The following is a 14601-nucleotide window of genomic DNA, read 5'->3' as shown; positions in this document are numbered from 1 at the left end:
GGCGGAGCCCCCGGCAGCGGCGCCGCACGCGCACGGGTCCGGGCGGAGCCCGGGGAACGGAGGAAGGGCGGGGCGGGGAGCTGCACCGCGCAGCGACACCCCCCGCACCCCCGGCCCCGCCGCCCACCCACCCCCGGGTACGGGAACGGGCCGGGCCCGGCACCCCCTGAGGGGAACCGGGCCCGGCCCGTGAAGCGACTGCCGACGCCAGAGGCGGCGGCGCCTAGTTGTCGTCCTCGTCGATCAGGAAGCCCCGCATCGGCGACGGCGCCTGCATCGGCTGCGGCGCGGCCGGCCGGACCGGAGCCATCGGCTGGGTCATCGCCGGGGACATCTGCTGCTGGCCGCCGTAGGACGGGCCTCCACCCATCGGGGAGGGGCCGCCCATCGGGGACGGACCGCCCATGGACGGGTTGCCCATCGGGTGACCCATCGCACCGGCCGGAGCCATCGACGGGGTCGGCGACGGCGGCAGCGCGGGACCGGCCGGGTTCCGCGGCGGGGCCAGGGAGTCGTCGGCCTGGGTCTCCAGCTGGCGCAGCTGCGACTCCAGGTAGGACTTCAGACGCGTACGGTACTCGCGCTCGAAGCCCCGCAGGTCCTCGACCTTGCGCTCCAGCGTGGCGCGGGCGGACTCCAGGGAGCCCATCGCGACGCGGTGCTTCTCCTGCGCGTCCCGCTCCAGCGCGTCGGCCTTGGCGCGGGCGTCGCGCTCCAGGCCCTCGGCGCGCGAACGGGCCTCGCCGACGATCTTGTTGGCCTCGGAGCGGGCCTCCGCGATCGCCTGGTCGGCGGTCTGCTGCGCGAGCGACAGGACGCGGGCGGCGCTGTCGCCACCGGGGCCCTGCTGCGGGAGCTGCGGCTGCTGCTGGTGCATCGGCTGACCCATGGGCTGCATCTGCTGGCCCATCGGCTGCATCTGCTGGCCCATCGGCTGGCCGAGCGGGTTCTGGCCGCCCATCGACTGCTGCTGCATGGGCTGCTGGCCCATCTGCTGCTGCTGTGCCATGGGGTGCTGGCCGCCCATGGACTGCTGCTGCATGGGGCCGCCCATCTGGCCCGGACCCTGCGGTCCGTGTCCACCGGGGCCCGGGGGCAGCTGCGGCTGGCCGCCGGGAAGCTGCGGCGGGCCCATCTGCGGCTGCTGCTGCTGCTGCGGCGGGCCGGATATGGCCGCGGGCACGGGGGCGCCCGGGCCGCGCTGGTCCTGGGGCTCCGGCTTGCGCATCCCCTGCTGCTGCTGCTGGTTCTGCTGGTTCTGCGCGGCGGCACGCGTGGCGGCGGCCAGCTTGGCGCGCAGGTCCTCGTTCTCGCGCAGCAGGCGCGTCAGTTCGGACTCGACCTCGTCGAGGAAGGCATCGACCTCGTCCTCGTCATAGCCTTCTCGGAGGCGGACGGTCGTGAACTGCTTGTTCCGCACGTCCTCAGGAGTCAGCGGCATGTCTTCTTCACCTCTACGTAGTCGTCGGCAGTCGGCAAGACCGTATCGGGACTGTCCCCGCGCCTGCGGGGAAGCACATCGTTCACACGCTTCTCGCAGCGGTGCTCACGAAACTGATGAGGATGTAAACGATGATCATCAGAACGAAGAAGGACAGGTCGAGTGCCACGCCCCCGAGACGCAACGGCGGGATGAAACGCCGAAGAAGCTTGAGCGGTGGATCGGTGACAGTGTAGGTGGCCTCCAGAACGACCACCATCGCCTTGCCGGGTGTCCATGAACGTGCGAACTGGAACACGTAGTCCATGACCAGTCGGAAGATCAGCACGATGAGGAAGCACATCAGCGCGATGTAGACCACTTGCAGTGCGACGCCCATCCCGCGCTTCCCTCTCCCCTGCTCCCGCTCTGTTCCCGGTCCCGTATCTGACGGATCGGTCTAGCTTTGGTTGAAGAACCCGCCCTCCGCGATGCGGGCCTTGTCCTCCGCCGTGACATCGACGTTAGCAGGCGACAGCAGGAACACCTTCTGTGTCACGCGTTCAATGCTGCCGTGCAGGCCGAAGACGAGACCGGCGGCGAAGTCGACCAGACGCTTCGCGTCCGTGTCGTCCATCTCCGTGAGATTCATGATCACCGGAGTGCCCTCACGGAAGTGTTCCCCGATGGTACGGGCCTCGTTGTAGGTCCGGGGGTGCAGCGTCGTGATGCGGTACGGCTCCCGCTCGGAGACGACCTTGGGCATGATCACGGGGGCGTTCTTCTCCAGGTTGGTGCGGTCAGGTGTGATGGATGCCACGGGGGCAATTCGCGCCGGACGTCCGTTTTCTACCGGCATCGGGAGGGGTTCCCGCTGCGCCGGAGGCTGTACGGCTCGTACCGGTTCGTCCGTTACGGGCGGTTGGTGCACGGGCTGCTGCCGGCGGTCCCGGTCCCGCGGACGCTCCGGCTCGGGCTCGGGCTCGAACTCGTCATCGGGGTCGTACCCCGGGTTGTCGTACCGGTCGTCCTCCACGAGGCCGAGGTAGACCGCCATCTTGCGCATCGCGCCGGCCATTCTCCGAGTCCTCCGCTCTGTGGTGGATCGCCCTGTCGCAGGTGTCGCTGTGTCAGTCAGCGAGGTCGCTGTGTCACCAAAGTCACCAACTGCCCGCGATCCACGTGGTCTGTCCGCTCATCTGCGGAAATGACCATATTTTCTGCTGTGGTCCGACTTTCTTCGCGACGTTACCCGAGCCGGGGTCTCGCGCCGAGCACCGCAGTGCCGACGCGTACATGTGTCGCACCCGCCTGCACCGCCTGTTCCAGGTCCGCACTCATTCCGGCCGACACCATCGTGGCAGCAGGATGGTCCGCGCGCAGGCGGGATGACAATTCCATCAGCCGCTCGAAGGCCGCCCGTTCGCGTCCCGCGTACGGTCCGGACAGGGGGGCGACGGTCATGAGGCCGTCGATCCGCAGTCCGGGCGCGGCCGCCACGAGGTCGGCCAGCTCCGGCAGCAGGTCGGGCGCCGCGCCGCCCCGGGTGCCCCGTTCGCCCGACTCGGCGTCGAGGGCGATCTGTACGAGGACGCCGAGTTCCCGGCCGGTGCCCTCCGCCGCCGACGACAGCGCCGTCACGAGCTTCGGCCGGTCGACCGACTGCACGACCTGCGCGTAACCCGCCACGGAACGGACTTTGTTCGTCTGCAACTGGCCGACGAAGTGCCAGGTGAGCGGCAGATCCGCGCAGGCCGCGGCCTTGGGGGCGGCATCCTGGTCGCGGTTTTCCGCAACATGACGGACACCCAGGTCCGCCAGCAGTCGTACGTCGCTCGCGGGATGGGTCTTGGTGACCACGATGAGGGTCACCTCCTCCCGCTTGCGGCCCGCGGCCGCGCAGGCGGACGCGATGCGCTCCTCCACCCGCGCGAGGTTCTCCGCGAGTTCCGACTTACGGTCTGTCATCAATCCGTTCCAACCACACATATCCGGCGAGCCGCCCGGTCACCCGGTCACGGCGGTACGAGAAGTGGTCCCGCGACTCCAGTGTGCAGACCGGGGACCGGTGGACGGAAGCCACCCCCGCCCCCGCCAGTTGTGCGTGCACTCCGGCGACCACGTCCACGGCCGGCGTCCCCCAGCTGGTCTCGGCCCACGCGGCCGGCACCATCTCGGCGACGGCCTCCCGCATGTCGGCCGGCACCTCGTAGCAGCGTCCGCAGACGGCCGGTCCCGTACGGGCGACCATGCGCCCGGGGTCGGCGCCGAGGGCCACCATCGCCTCGACCGCGGCGGGGACCACCCCGGCGACCAGTCCCGGCCGCCCGGCGTGGGCGGCGCCCGCGATCCCGGCGACGGGATCGGCGAGCAGGACCGGGGTGCAGTCGGCGGTGAGGACGGCCAGGGCCAGTCCCCGACGGGCCGTCACCACGGCGTCGACGGAGGGGACCGGCTGCCCGGCGCCCCACGGTCCGTCGACCACGGCCACGTCCCGCCCGTGCACCTGGTTCATCCAGACCACCAGGTCCGGATCGATGCCCAGGCTCCGCGCCGTGACGTCCCGGTTCGCGCGAACGGCGGCCGGGTCGTCTCCGACCGCGCCGCCGAGATTGAGCTCCTCGTACGGAACGGCGCTCACTCCGCCCCACCGGTCGGTGAAGGCGAAGTGGGCGCCGTTCTCGCTGTGCTGCCCCAGGATCACTTCAAGAAGTCCGGGACGTCCAGTTCCTCGGCCGGGCTGTCCTGGTACGGCCGGGCCGTCGGGACCTGCGGCGCGGGCGCCGCGGGCTCGACCGGGATCTCCACCGGAGCCGGGGGCTCCTCACGCGGGGTGACCGTGCCGAGTCCGCCGAAGGCCGGACGGACCGGCTCGGGAGCGCGGACCGGCGCGGGGGCCGGCTCCTCGCGCTTGGTGGACGCGGCGCCGATGACGTTGTCCCGGCGGGCCGGCGGCTGTCCGCCGTCGAACCCGGCGGCGATCACGGTGACGCGCACCTCGTCGCCGAGCGCGTCGTCGATGACCGCACCGAAGATGATGTTCGCCTCGGGGTGCGCGGCCTCGCTGACCAGCTGCGCGGCCTCGTTGATCTCGAAGAGACCGAGGTCGGAGCCACCGGAGATGGAGAGCAGCACCCCGCGGGCGCCGTCGATGGAGGCCTCCAGCAGCGGCGAGGAGATCGCCATCTCGGCGGCGGCCACCGCGCGGTCGTCGCCGCGGGCCGAGCCGATGCCCATCAGGGCCGAGCCCGCCTCGGACATCACGGACTTGACGTCCGCGAAGTCGAGGTTGATCAGACCCGGGGTGGTGATGAGGTCGGTGATGCCCTGGACGCCCGACAGCAGGACCTGGTCGGCCGACTTGAAGGCGTCCAGCACGCTGACCTGGCGGTCCGAGATGGACAGCAGGCGGTCGTTGGGGATGACGATGAGGGTGTCGACCTCTTCGCGGAGCTCGGCGATGCCGTCCTCCGCCTGGTTCGCGCGGCGCCGGCCCTCGAAGGTGAACGGCCGGGTGACCACACCGATCGTCAGGGCGCCCAGCGAGCGCGCGATGTTGGCGACGACCGGTGCGCCGCCGGTGCCGGTGCCGCCGCCCTCGCCGGCGGTGACGAAGACCATGTCGGCCCCCTTGAGGACCTCCTCGATCTCCTCGCGGTGGTCCTCTGCCGCCTTGCGACCGACGGCCGGGTTGGCGCCGGCGCCGAGGCCGCGGGTGAGTTCCCGGCCGACGTCGAGCTTGACGTCGGCGTCGCTCATCAACAGCGCCTGGGCGTCCGTGTTGATGGCGATGAACTCGACGCCCTTGAGACCGACCTCGATCATTCGGTTGATGGCATTGACACCACCGCCGCCGACACCGATGACCTTGATGACTGCGAGGTAGTTCTGCGGTGCTGCCACGTCGAAGGCCTCTCGCCTCGAGTTACGTGTCGCCGCCTCGCGGGCCTGCGTTGCGACGACTGATGCCGAAATTGGGACGGTCCGTACGCGCCGACCCGAACCCTAACCCTGAAGTTTAGGGTTAAGGGTGTGTCTGTTCCTTGGACTCTTCCGAACAGGACACTAAGTCGACAAGTAGCGCGTGTTCAACGAACACGCCGAACCTCCCGTTTTTCTTTTCACCCTATGTGATCACCCGTATCGGTGGCCAACCAGGGTGCGTCGCTGTTCGACTCGACGTCAACTCCCGGACACCGCAGGGGCGGTGGGAACGCTCACGTCGAAGTGGTCAGCCTTGGGAGCGGCTTTGAGCAGGGCGGTCAACGCCCGCCCCTTCGCCTCACCCAGTTCGCCGCTCCCCCACACGACCGTGCGGCCGCGCGTCAGCTCCAGTACGACCGAATCGTACGACCGCACCTTGACCTGCACGGTCTCCGCGGCGATCGCGTCGGGAAGGCCTCCCGCGATGGCCACCGCCTCCCCGAGGAGGCGCTGCTCGTCGAAGCGGCGGGCGCTGGGAGAGCCCGCCGCGTCCAATTCGAGGACCGGAACGCCCGCGGGGGGTTTCGCGACCGTGTCGAATCGCACACCCGATGCGTCCACTTCGACGAACTCCGCGTCCTTCTTGATGAGCAGGACGGGTTTGCGTTCCGTCACTTTCAGCCCGATTCCGTGCGGCCAGGACCGCACCACATCGACCGAATCGATGCGGGGCAGGCGGGTGCGGAGCCGCTGCGCGATCTCGTCGGTGTCGACGCCCATCAGGGGGGCGCCGACGGGCACGGCGGCGGCGGAGAGGACCTGCTCGGGGGTGAGCACCTCGGTGCCGGCGGCCGTGACCTTCTCGACGCGCAGCCAGGAGGAGCCGTAGAGGACCCAGGTGCCGCCCGCGGCGAGGAGCACCGCGGCGGCGAGGGACGCCAGGACGGGGACCCGGCGCGATCGTCCGCCACCGGGCCCCCGCGGGCCGGACCTCTTCGACGATTTCGGGGGCTTGGGCGGCTTGGGCGAGCCCGGGCCCCTGCCCTTGCGGGCCGTCCCGCGCTGTGCGGTCGTCGCTCCGGCCACTCCTGTGCCTCCTGGTCGGTACGTCCCGCCTCAGCGGGCTCTGCGTGCCGCGATCGCCTCGTAGACCAGGCCGACGAGCAGGTCGTCGGCGTCCCGGCGGCCGAACTCGCCGGCGGCGCGGGACATCTCGTACAGGCGGTGCGGGTCGGACAGCACCGGCAGGACCTGGCCGAGCACCCACTCGGGCGTCAGCTCCGCGTCGTCCACCAGCAGGCCGCCGCCGGCCTTGACCACCGGCTGGGCGTTCAGCCGCTGTTCGCCGTTGCCGATGGGCAGCGGTACGTAGGCGGCCGGCAGTCCGACGGCGGAGAGCTCGGCGACGGTCATCGCGCCCGCGCGGCACAGCATCATGTCGGCGGCGGCGTACGCGAGGTCCATCCGGTCCACGTACGGTACCGGCACATAAGGCGGCATCCCGGGCATGTTGTCGACACGCGGCAGTTCGTTCTTGGGGCCGACCGCGTGCAGGATCTGGATCCCGGAGCGCTGGAGGACCGGAGCGACCTGCTGGATGACCTCGTTGAGGCGGCGGGCGCCCTGCGAGCCACCGGAGACCAGCAGGGTCGGCAGGTTGGGGTCCAGGCCGAAGGCGGCCCGCGCCTCGGGCCGGACGGCGGCCCGGTCCAGGGTCGAGATCGACCGGCGCAGCGGGATGCCGACGTAGCGGGCGCCGCGCAGCTTGCTGTCCGGGGTGGACACCGCGACGGCGTGCGCGTACCGGGAGCCGATCTTGTTGGCGAGTCCGGGCCGGGCGTTGGCCTCGTGGACGATGATCGGCACCCCGAGCCGCTTGGCGGCGAGGTAGCCGGGCAGCGCCACGTAGCCGCCGAAGCCGACCACGCAGTCGGCCTTCGTGCGCGTGAGGATCTCCTCGGCCGCCTTGATGGTGCCGCGCAGCCGTCCCGGGACGGTGATCAGCTCGGGCGTGGGCTTGCGGGGCAGCGGTACGGCGGGGATCAGACCCAGCTCGTAGCCGCGTTCCGGCACCAGGCGGGTTTCAAGTCCGCGTTCCGTACCGAGGGCGGTGATGCCCACGGTCGGGTCCTGCCTCCGCAGGGCGTCCGCGAGGGCCAGCGCCGGCTCGATGTGGCCGGCGGTCCCCCCACCGGCGAGTACGACATGCACCGAAATTCACCGCTCTCCGGACGGACGCTTCTTGACGCGCCGTCTCATCGACTTCCATATCGGCCCGCTCCGCTTCCAGCCGGATCTCGGCTGTCGCATCGCGAGCGCCGCGCGCGCCGCCGGTTCCTCCCGCGCGAAGGCGATGAGCAGTCCGACCGCGAACATGGTCGGGAGCAGGGCCGACCCTCCGTAGGAGAACAGCGGGAGCGGGACACCGGCGATCGGCAGCAGACCGAGCACCGCACCGATGTTGATCACGGCTTGCGCCGTGATCCAGGTGGTCACGCCTCCCGCGGCATACCGTACGAAGGAGTCCTCCGTGCGTCCGGCCACGCGGATACCCGCATAGCCTAGGGCCGCGAACAGGGCGAGCACCGACAGCGTCCCCGCGAGACCCAGTTCCTCACCGGTGATGGCAAAGATGAAGTCCGTGTGGGCTTCGGGGAGTTGCCCCCATTTTTCCACACTGGCACCCAGACCGGAACCGAACCAGCCGCCGGATGCGAGGGCGTAGATTCCGTGCACGGCCTGCCAGCAAAGGTCGTTCTTGCCCGGTTCTGTCGCGCCGAGGCAGGACAGCCGGTCCATGCGGTGCGGGCTGGTCTTGATGAGCAGTGCGACGATCACACCCGCGAAGACGAGGACGCCCACGAACATCCGCGTCGGGGCTCCGGCGAGCCAGAGCAGACCGAACAGGATGGCTCCGAGGATCATCGCGGTGCCCATGTCCCCGCCGAGCATGATCAGCCCGAGCAGCAGGAAGGCCACCGGGACCAGCGGCACCAGCAGGTGCTTCCACTGGCTCAGCAGCCCCTTGTCGCCCTTGCGCGCCAGCAGGTCGGCGCCCCACAGGATCAGCGCCAGCTTGCCGAACTCGCTGGGCTGGAGCATGAACGGACCGCCGAGGGAGATCCAGTTCTGGTTGCCGTTGATCGAGACCCCTATCCCGGGGACCTGGACCAGGACCATCAGGAACAGGGTTCCGGCGAGGACGGGGTAGGACAGCGCCCGGTGGAGCCGCACGGGCATCCGGGAGGCGGCCAGCAGCAGGACGGCGCCGATGAGGGCGGCCAGGAACTGCTTCTTGAAGAAGTACGCGTCCCCGAGGCCCAGCTGGAGGGCCTTGATCATGGAAGCCGAGTAGACCATCACCAAACCGAGCACGGTGATGAGCAGCGAGCTGCCGAGGATCAGGTAGTACGCGGTGAGGGGGCGGTCCCAGGCCTTCCGCACCTGCTGTTGCGTGCGCCGCACGCCTGCGAGCGGCCCGCGCCCGGCGGGCCGCTTCGCACCGGCCGCCGGGCGCGTCCGGCCCTTCGGCCTGACGGCGGACGGCCGGCGCCCCGGCAGCATCTGCTTGGCCGGCATCTGTGATCTTCCCCTCCACTCGTACGAGGCGAGCAGCCGGGTCGGGGAGGAAACCTGCCCTGGATCGACCTAGGCGCTCTCGGCGGCCAGTTCGCGCACCGCGTCGGCGAACGCGTCCCCGCGCTTGTTGTAGTTCGCGAACATGTCCATGGAGGCGCAGGCTGGTGCCAGCAGGACCGTGTCGCCGGGCTCGGCGAGCCGGGCCGCTTCCCGGACCGCCGCGAGCATCGCCCCAGTGTCGGTCCGGTCGAGGTCGGTGACCGGGACCTCGGGGGCGTGTCGCGCGAGCGCCTCGGCGATGAGCGCCCGGTCGGCGCCGATCAGGACCACGCCGCGCAGCCGCTTCGCGGACTTCTGGACGAGCTCGTCGAAGGTGGCGCCCTTGGCGAGGCCGCCGGCGATCCACACGACCGGTTCGAAGGCCGCCAGGGAGGCTTCGGCGGCGTGGGTGTTGGTGGCCTTGGAGTCGTCGACGTAGGTCACCGCGGCGACCTCGGCGACGTGGGCGACGCGGTGGGCGTCGGGCCGGAAGTCGCGCAGCCCGTCGCGGACCGCGCGCGGCTCGACGCCGAAGGCGCGGGCCAGGGCCGCGGCGGCGAGCGCGTTGGCGATGTTGTGCGGGGCGGGCGGGTTGACGTCCTCGACGTGGGCGAGTTCCTGGGCGTTCTTCTGCCGGTTCTCGACGAAGGCCCGGTCGACGAGGATGCCGTCGACGACGCCGAGCATGGAGGGGCCGGGGGCGCCGAGGGTGAAGCCGATGGCGCGGCAGCCCTCTTCGACGTCGGCCTCGACGACGAGGTCCTCGGTGGCCGGGTCCGCGACGTTGTAGACGCAGGCGACGGTGTTGCCCTCGTAGATGCGGCCCTTGTCGGCGGCGTACGCCTCCATCGTGCCGTGCCAGTCGAGGTGGTCGGGGGCCAGGTTGAGGACGGCCGCCGAGTGGGCGCGCACCGAGGGCGCCCAGTGGAGCTGGTAGCTGGAGAGCTCGACGGCGAGGACGTCGTACGTCTCGTCGCCGGTCACCACGTCGATGATCGGGGTGCCGATGTTGCCGACGGCCGCGGTCTTCAGACCGGCGGCCCGCAGGATCGAGGCGAGCATCTGGGTCGTGGTGGTCTTGCCGTTGGTGCCGGTGATGGCGAGCCAGGGGGCGGCGTTCTCGCCGCGCAGCTGCCAGGCGATCTCCACGTCCCCGACGACGTCGACGCCGGCCCGTGCGGCGGCGTCGAAGAGCGGGCTGTCGGGCTTCCAGCCGGGCGAGGTGACGACCAGGTCGGTCCCCTCGGGCAGGTTCTCCGCGTCGCCGAGGCGTACGGAGATCCCCTCGGCCTGGAGTTCCGCCGCGCGGGCGCGGTGGCCCTCGCTGTCGCCGCCGTCGACGACGGTCACCGATGCGCCGAGGCCGGCCAGGGCGCGGGCGGCACTGATGCCGCTCACGCCGAGGCCGGCGACGGTGATGTTCTTGCCGTGCCAGGAGGTCACTTGTCGGCTGCCCATCCCGCGTAGAAGAGACCGAGACCCACGATCACGCACATGCCCTGGATGATCCAGAACCGGACCACGACGAGGACTTCGGACCAGCCCTTGAGTTCGAAGTGGTGCTGGAGCGGGGCCATGCGGAAGACGCGCTTTCCGGTCAGCTTGAAGGAGCCGACCTGGATGACGACCGACATCGTGATGAGTACGAAGAGGCCGCCGAGGAGCGCCATCAGGAACTCCGTGCGGGAGCAGATGGCGAGGCCCGCGAGCGCGCCGCCGAGCGCGAGGGAACCGGTGTCGCCCATGAAGATCTTCGCGGGCGAGGTGTTCCACCACAGGAAGCCGAAGCAGGCGCCCATCAGGGCGGACGCGACGACGGCCAGGTCGAGCGGGTCACGGACCTCGAAGCAGGCGTTCGGGTTGGTCAGGGTCTGCGCGTTGGCGCAGGACTCCTGGAACTGCCAGACGCCGATGAAGGTGTAGGCGCCGAAGACCATCACCGCGGCGCCGGTGGCCAGGCCGTCCAGACCGTCGGTGAGGTTCACGCCGTTGGACATGGCCAGGATCATGAACAGCGCCCAGACCACGAACAGCACCGGACCCATCGCCCAGCCGAAGTCCGTGACGAACGACAGCTTGGTGGAGGCCGGGGTGAGTCCGCGGGAGTCCTTGAACTGGAGCGCGAGCACCGCGAAGGCGATGCCGACGATCAGCTGTCCGGACATCTTCGCCTTGGCCCGCAGGCCGAGCGAGCGCCGCTTGACGATCTTGATGTAGTCGTCGAGGTAACCGACCAGGCCCATTCCCGCCATCAGGAACAGGACGAGCAGGCCCGAGAAGGTCGGCTCGCTCCCGGTGATCACCTTGGTCAGGGCGTACGCGACGAGCGTGGCCAGGATGAAGGAGATGCCGCCCATGGTGGGCGTGCCCTTCTTCCCGGCGTGCCCGCGCGGGCCGTCGTCGCGGATGAACTGACCGTAGCCCTTGCGGGCCAGCAGCTTGATCAGCAGCGGGGTTCCCACGAGGGTCAGGAAGAGGCCGATGACTCCGGCGAACAGGATCTGCCTCATCGGCCGGCGACCTCGCCCTCGCGCTCCAGCAACGCCAGCGCGACCCGCTCCAGGCCGACCGACCTGGAAGCCTTCACCAGCACGACGTCACCCGGGCGCAGTTCACTGCGCAACAGGTCGACCGCCGCCTGCGCGTCGGACACGAGCACCGACTCCTCACCCCACGAACCCTCGTTATATGCGCCCAGTTGCAGCCAGGACGCTTCCCTGCCCCCGACTGCTACGAGCTTGCTCACGTTGAGCCGGACGGCAAGCCGTCCCACCGCGTCGTGCTCGGCCAGCGATGCGTCACCGAGTTCGGCCATGGGGCCGAGCACCGCCCACGTACGTCCCCCGTTCGCCCTGGCGCCGCCCATCGCGGCGAGTGCGCGCAGGGCGGCCCGCATGGACTCGGGGTTCGCGTTGTAGGCGTCGTTGACGATCGTCACGCCGTCCGCACGCTCGGTGACCTCCATCCGCCACCGGGACAGCGTGCCCGCCCCCGAGAGCGCGGTGGCGATCTCGTCGACGGACATGCCCAGTACGTGGGCGACGGCGGCCGCGGCGAGCGCGTTCGACACGTGGTGCTCACCGTACAGCCGCAAGGTCACATCGCTGCACCCGGTCGGGGTGTGGAGTGTGAACGCGGGCTGTCCCGCGGGCGTCATCCGGACCTCGGTGGCCCGTACGTCGGCGTCCTCGGCCTCGCCGAAGAGCACCGTACGGGCCTTCGTGCGGGCGGCCATGGCGCGGACGAGGAGGTCGTCGGCGTTGAGGACGGCGACCCCGCCCTCGGCCTCGGCCGGGAGGGCTTCGACCAGCTCCCCCTTGGCCTGGGCGATGGCCTCGCGGCCGCCGAACTCGCCGATGTGGGCGGTTCCGACGTTCAGGACGAGGCCGATGCGCGGCGGGGTCAGGCCGGTGAGGTACGCGATGTGGCCGATGCCCCGCGCGCCCATCTCCAGGACCAGGTGCCGGGTTTCGGCGGTGGCCTTCAGGGCCGTGAGCGGCAGGCCGATCTCGTTGTTGAGGGAGCCCGGGGTCCACACGGTGGGTGCGTGGTGCTGGAGCACCTGGGCGATCAGGTCCTTGGTGGAGGTCTTGCCGGCCGAGCCGGTCAGGGCCACCACGTCGGTGCCGAGGCGTCCGACGACGGCGCGGGCGAGGGCGCCGAGCGCCTTCTCCACGTCGTCGACGACGATCGCCGGGACACCGACGGGCCGGGCGGCGAGGACGGCCGCGGCACCCGCCGCGACCGCGCGTTCGGCGTAGTCGTGGCCGTCCACGTGTTCGCCCTCGAAGGCGGCGAAGAGGCTGCCGGGCTCGACCTGTCGGGAGTCGATGACGACGGGGCCGCCGATCCGCACCGAGGGGTCCGGTATGTCGTGGGGCCGCCCGCCGGTGATGTCGGCGATCTCGGCGAGGGAGAGGTCGATCACTGGTTCACCTCGGCCTGTCGGGCGCTGCGTCGCTGGTTCTCGATCGCCGTGCGGAGCACGGCGCGGTCGTCGAAGGGCCGTACGACGCCCGCGGTGTCCTGGCCCTGTTCGTGGCCCTTGCCGGCGACGAGGACGGTGTCCCCGGGCTCGGCGCGCGCGACGGCGGCGGCGATGGCCGCGGCCCGGTCGGCGTCGACGAGGACGGTGCCGCGCTCCTCGGGCGGTACGGACACGGCGCCTTCGAACATGGCGGCGAGGATCGCGAGGGGGTCCTCGGAGCGCGGGTTGTCGGAGGTCAGGACGGCCACGTCGGCGTAGCGGGCGGCGGCGGCGCCCATGGGGGCGCGCTTGGTGGTGTCGCGGTCGCCGCCGCAGCCGAGCACGATGTGCAGCCGGCCGGTGGTGACCTCGCGCAGGGCGCGGAGCACCGACTCGACGGCGTCGGTCTTGTGGGCGTAGTCGACGACGGCCAGGTACTCCTGTCCGGCGTCGACCCGCTCCAGCCTGCCGGGGACCCCGGGGACCGCGGCGACGCCGTCGGCGGCGGTCTGCGGGTCGAGGCCGGCGGCGGCGAGGGTGACGATCGCGGCGACGGTGTTGGCGACGTTGAAGGGGCCGGGCAGCGGCGCGGTGGCCCGTACCCGCTGTCCTTCGGGGCCGACCAGGGTCAGGGTGGAGTCCATGTGGCCGCTGACCACGTCCTCGGCGCGCCAGTCGGCGCCCGGGTCGCCGGTGGCGGAGAAGGTGACGACCGGGATCGTCGCCTCCTTGGCGAGGCGGCGGCCGTACTCGTCGTCGTAGTTGACGACGCCGAGGCGGGCCCGGCGCTCGGTGAAGAGCTGGGCCTTGGCCTGGAAGTAGTCCTCCATGCCGGTGTGGAACTCCATGTGTTCCGGGCTCAGGTTGTTGAAGACGGCGACGTCGAAGACGCAGCCGTCGACCCGGCCGAGCACCAGGGCGTGGCTGGAGACCTCCATGGCCACGGCCTCGACGCCGCGTTCGCGCATGACGGCGAACAGGGCCTGGAGGTCGGTGGCCTCGGGGGTGGTCCGCTCGGACTTGATGCGTTCGTCGCCGATGCGCATCTCGACGGTGCCGACGAGTCCGGTGGTGCGTCCCGCCGCGCGGAGCCCGCCCTCGACGAGGTACGCGGTGGTGGTCTTGCCGGAGGTTCCGGTGATGCCGAGCTGGAGCAGGCCGTCGCCGGGGCGTCCGTAGACCGCGGCGGCGAGCTCGCCCATCCGGCCGCGCGGATCCTCGACGGCCAGGACCGGCAGGCCGGTCGCGGCGGCGCGTTCGGCTCCGGCGGGGTCGGTCAGCACGGCGGCGGCGCCGAGGGCGGCCGCCTGGGCGGCGTAGTCCGCCCCGTGCAGGCGGGCGCCGGGCAGGGCCGCGTACAGGTCGCCGGGGCGTACGGCACGGGAGTCGTGCGTGATGCCGGTGATCCGCGTGGCGTCCGACTCAGGGAGTCCCAGCAGGCCGGCCAGCTCACCCAGGGGGGTGGGGTGGGCGGACAGGGGCCGGGGCGCTCCCGGCGGCGCTGCCGGGGCGTCTTTCTGGGCGTTTCTGGGCTGATCAGCGTGGGGCACGGCGGTGAGCGTACCGGGCGCGGCGGGCCGCTCGCGAAGCGAGGGCCCGGCCTGGGCGTCGTCGGCCGACCGGTTCCCGGGATTCGGGGTGATGGTTGTCACTGATGGTGCCTCACGCATTT

General features: G+C 71.2%; 13 protein-coding genes. All 13 read right to left on the bottom strand.

What is annotated here, in order from left to right; all coding sequences use genetic code 11:
- Positions 1-223: 223 nt before the first annotated feature.
- The 13 genes from ABZZ17_RS25500 to ABZZ17_RS25440 all read right to left on the bottom strand — a co-directional run bounded on the left by ABZZ17_RS25500 (position 224) and on the right by ABZZ17_RS25440 (position 14581).
- Positions 224-1441 carry a DivIVA domain-containing protein gene (locus tag ABZZ17_RS25500; RefSeq protein WP_356878845.1) on the bottom strand — a complete coding sequence of 406 codons (1218 nt, stop codon included), beginning with the start codon at positions 1439-1441 and terminating at the stop codon, positions 224-226.
- An 82-nt stretch (positions 1442-1523) separates the two neighbouring features.
- Positions 1524-1820 (bottom strand): YggT family protein, encoded by a 297-nt coding sequence (locus ABZZ17_RS25495; RefSeq protein WP_030155988.1) that lies wholly within the window; start codon positions 1818-1820, stop codon positions 1524-1526.
- A 60-nt stretch (positions 1821-1880) separates the two neighbouring features.
- The gene (gene sepF, locus ABZZ17_RS25490) at positions 1881-2498 is read right to left on the bottom strand and encodes a cell division protein SepF (protein ID WP_356878843.1); all 618 of its coding nucleotides are present in this window, start codon (positions 2496-2498) and stop codon (positions 1881-1883) included.
- A gap of 170 nt (positions 2499-2668) precedes the next feature.
- Positions 2669-3388: a YggS family pyridoxal phosphate-dependent enzyme gene (locus ABZZ17_RS25485; RefSeq protein WP_356878841.1), complete on the bottom strand. Its 720-nt coding sequence runs from the start codon at positions 3386-3388 to the stop codon at positions 2669-2671.
- On the bottom strand, positions 3375-4124 hold the full coding sequence (pgeF, locus tag ABZZ17_RS25480) for a peptidoglycan editing factor PgeF (RefSeq protein ID WP_356878839.1): 750 nt from the start codon (positions 4122-4124) through the stop codon (positions 3375-3377). Before pgeF ends, ABZZ17_RS25485 begins: the two co-directional genes overlap by 14 nt.
- Positions 4121-5323, bottom strand: coding sequence for a cell division protein FtsZ (gene ftsZ, locus ABZZ17_RS25475; RefSeq protein WP_125598159.1), 1203 nt, complete (start codon positions 5321-5323; stop codon positions 4121-4123). The genes pgeF and ftsZ overlap by 4 nt, the downstream gene beginning before the upstream one ends.
- Before the next feature lie 279 nt (positions 5324-5602).
- The gene (locus tag ABZZ17_RS25470) at positions 5603-6430 is read right to left on the bottom strand and encodes an FtsQ-type POTRA domain-containing protein (protein ID WP_356878837.1); all 828 of its coding nucleotides are present in this window, start codon (positions 6428-6430) and stop codon (positions 5603-5605) included.
- 30 nt (positions 6431-6460) lie between these two features.
- Positions 6461-7555, bottom strand: coding sequence for an undecaprenyldiphospho-muramoylpentapeptide beta-N-acetylglucosaminyltransferase (murG, locus tag ABZZ17_RS25465; protein WP_356878835.1), 1095 nt, complete (start codon positions 7553-7555; stop codon positions 6461-6463).
- 6 nt (positions 7556-7561) lie between these two features.
- Positions 7562-8923: a putative lipid II flippase FtsW gene (gene ftsW, locus ABZZ17_RS25460; protein WP_356878833.1), complete on the bottom strand. Its 1362-nt coding sequence runs from the start codon at positions 8921-8923 to the stop codon at positions 7562-7564.
- 69 nt (positions 8924-8992) lie between these two features.
- Entirely contained in the window at positions 8993-10420 is a 1428-nt protein-coding gene (gene murD, locus ABZZ17_RS25455) for a UDP-N-acetylmuramoyl-L-alanine--D-glutamate ligase (RefSeq protein ID WP_356878831.1), read from the bottom strand.
- Positions 10402-11472: a phospho-N-acetylmuramoyl-pentapeptide-transferase gene (mraY, locus tag ABZZ17_RS25450; protein ID WP_356878829.1), complete on the bottom strand. Its 1071-nt coding sequence runs from the start codon at positions 11470-11472 to the stop codon at positions 10402-10404. Before mraY ends, murD begins: the two co-directional genes overlap by 19 nt.
- The gene (murF, locus tag ABZZ17_RS25445; protein WP_356878827.1) at positions 11469-12890 is read right to left on the bottom strand and encodes a UDP-N-acetylmuramoyl-tripeptide--D-alanyl-D-alanine ligase; all 1422 of its coding nucleotides are present in this window, start codon (positions 12888-12890) and stop codon (positions 11469-11471) included. The genes mraY and murF overlap by 4 nt, the downstream gene beginning before the upstream one ends.
- On the bottom strand, positions 12887-14581 hold the full coding sequence (locus ABZZ17_RS25440; RefSeq protein ID WP_356878825.1) for a UDP-N-acetylmuramoyl-L-alanyl-D-glutamate--2,6-diaminopimelate ligase: 1695 nt from the start codon (positions 14579-14581) through the stop codon (positions 12887-12889). Before ABZZ17_RS25440 ends, murF begins: the two co-directional genes overlap by 4 nt.
- Positions 14582-14601 lie beyond the last annotated feature (20 nt).

The organism is Streptomyces sp. NPDC006512 (genome assembly GCF_040611935.1).
In the GTDB taxonomy this organism is placed as follows: Bacteria; Actinomycetota; Actinomycetes; order Streptomycetales; family Streptomycetaceae; genus Streptomyces.
This window is presented reverse-complemented; position numbering and strand designations above follow the sequence as displayed.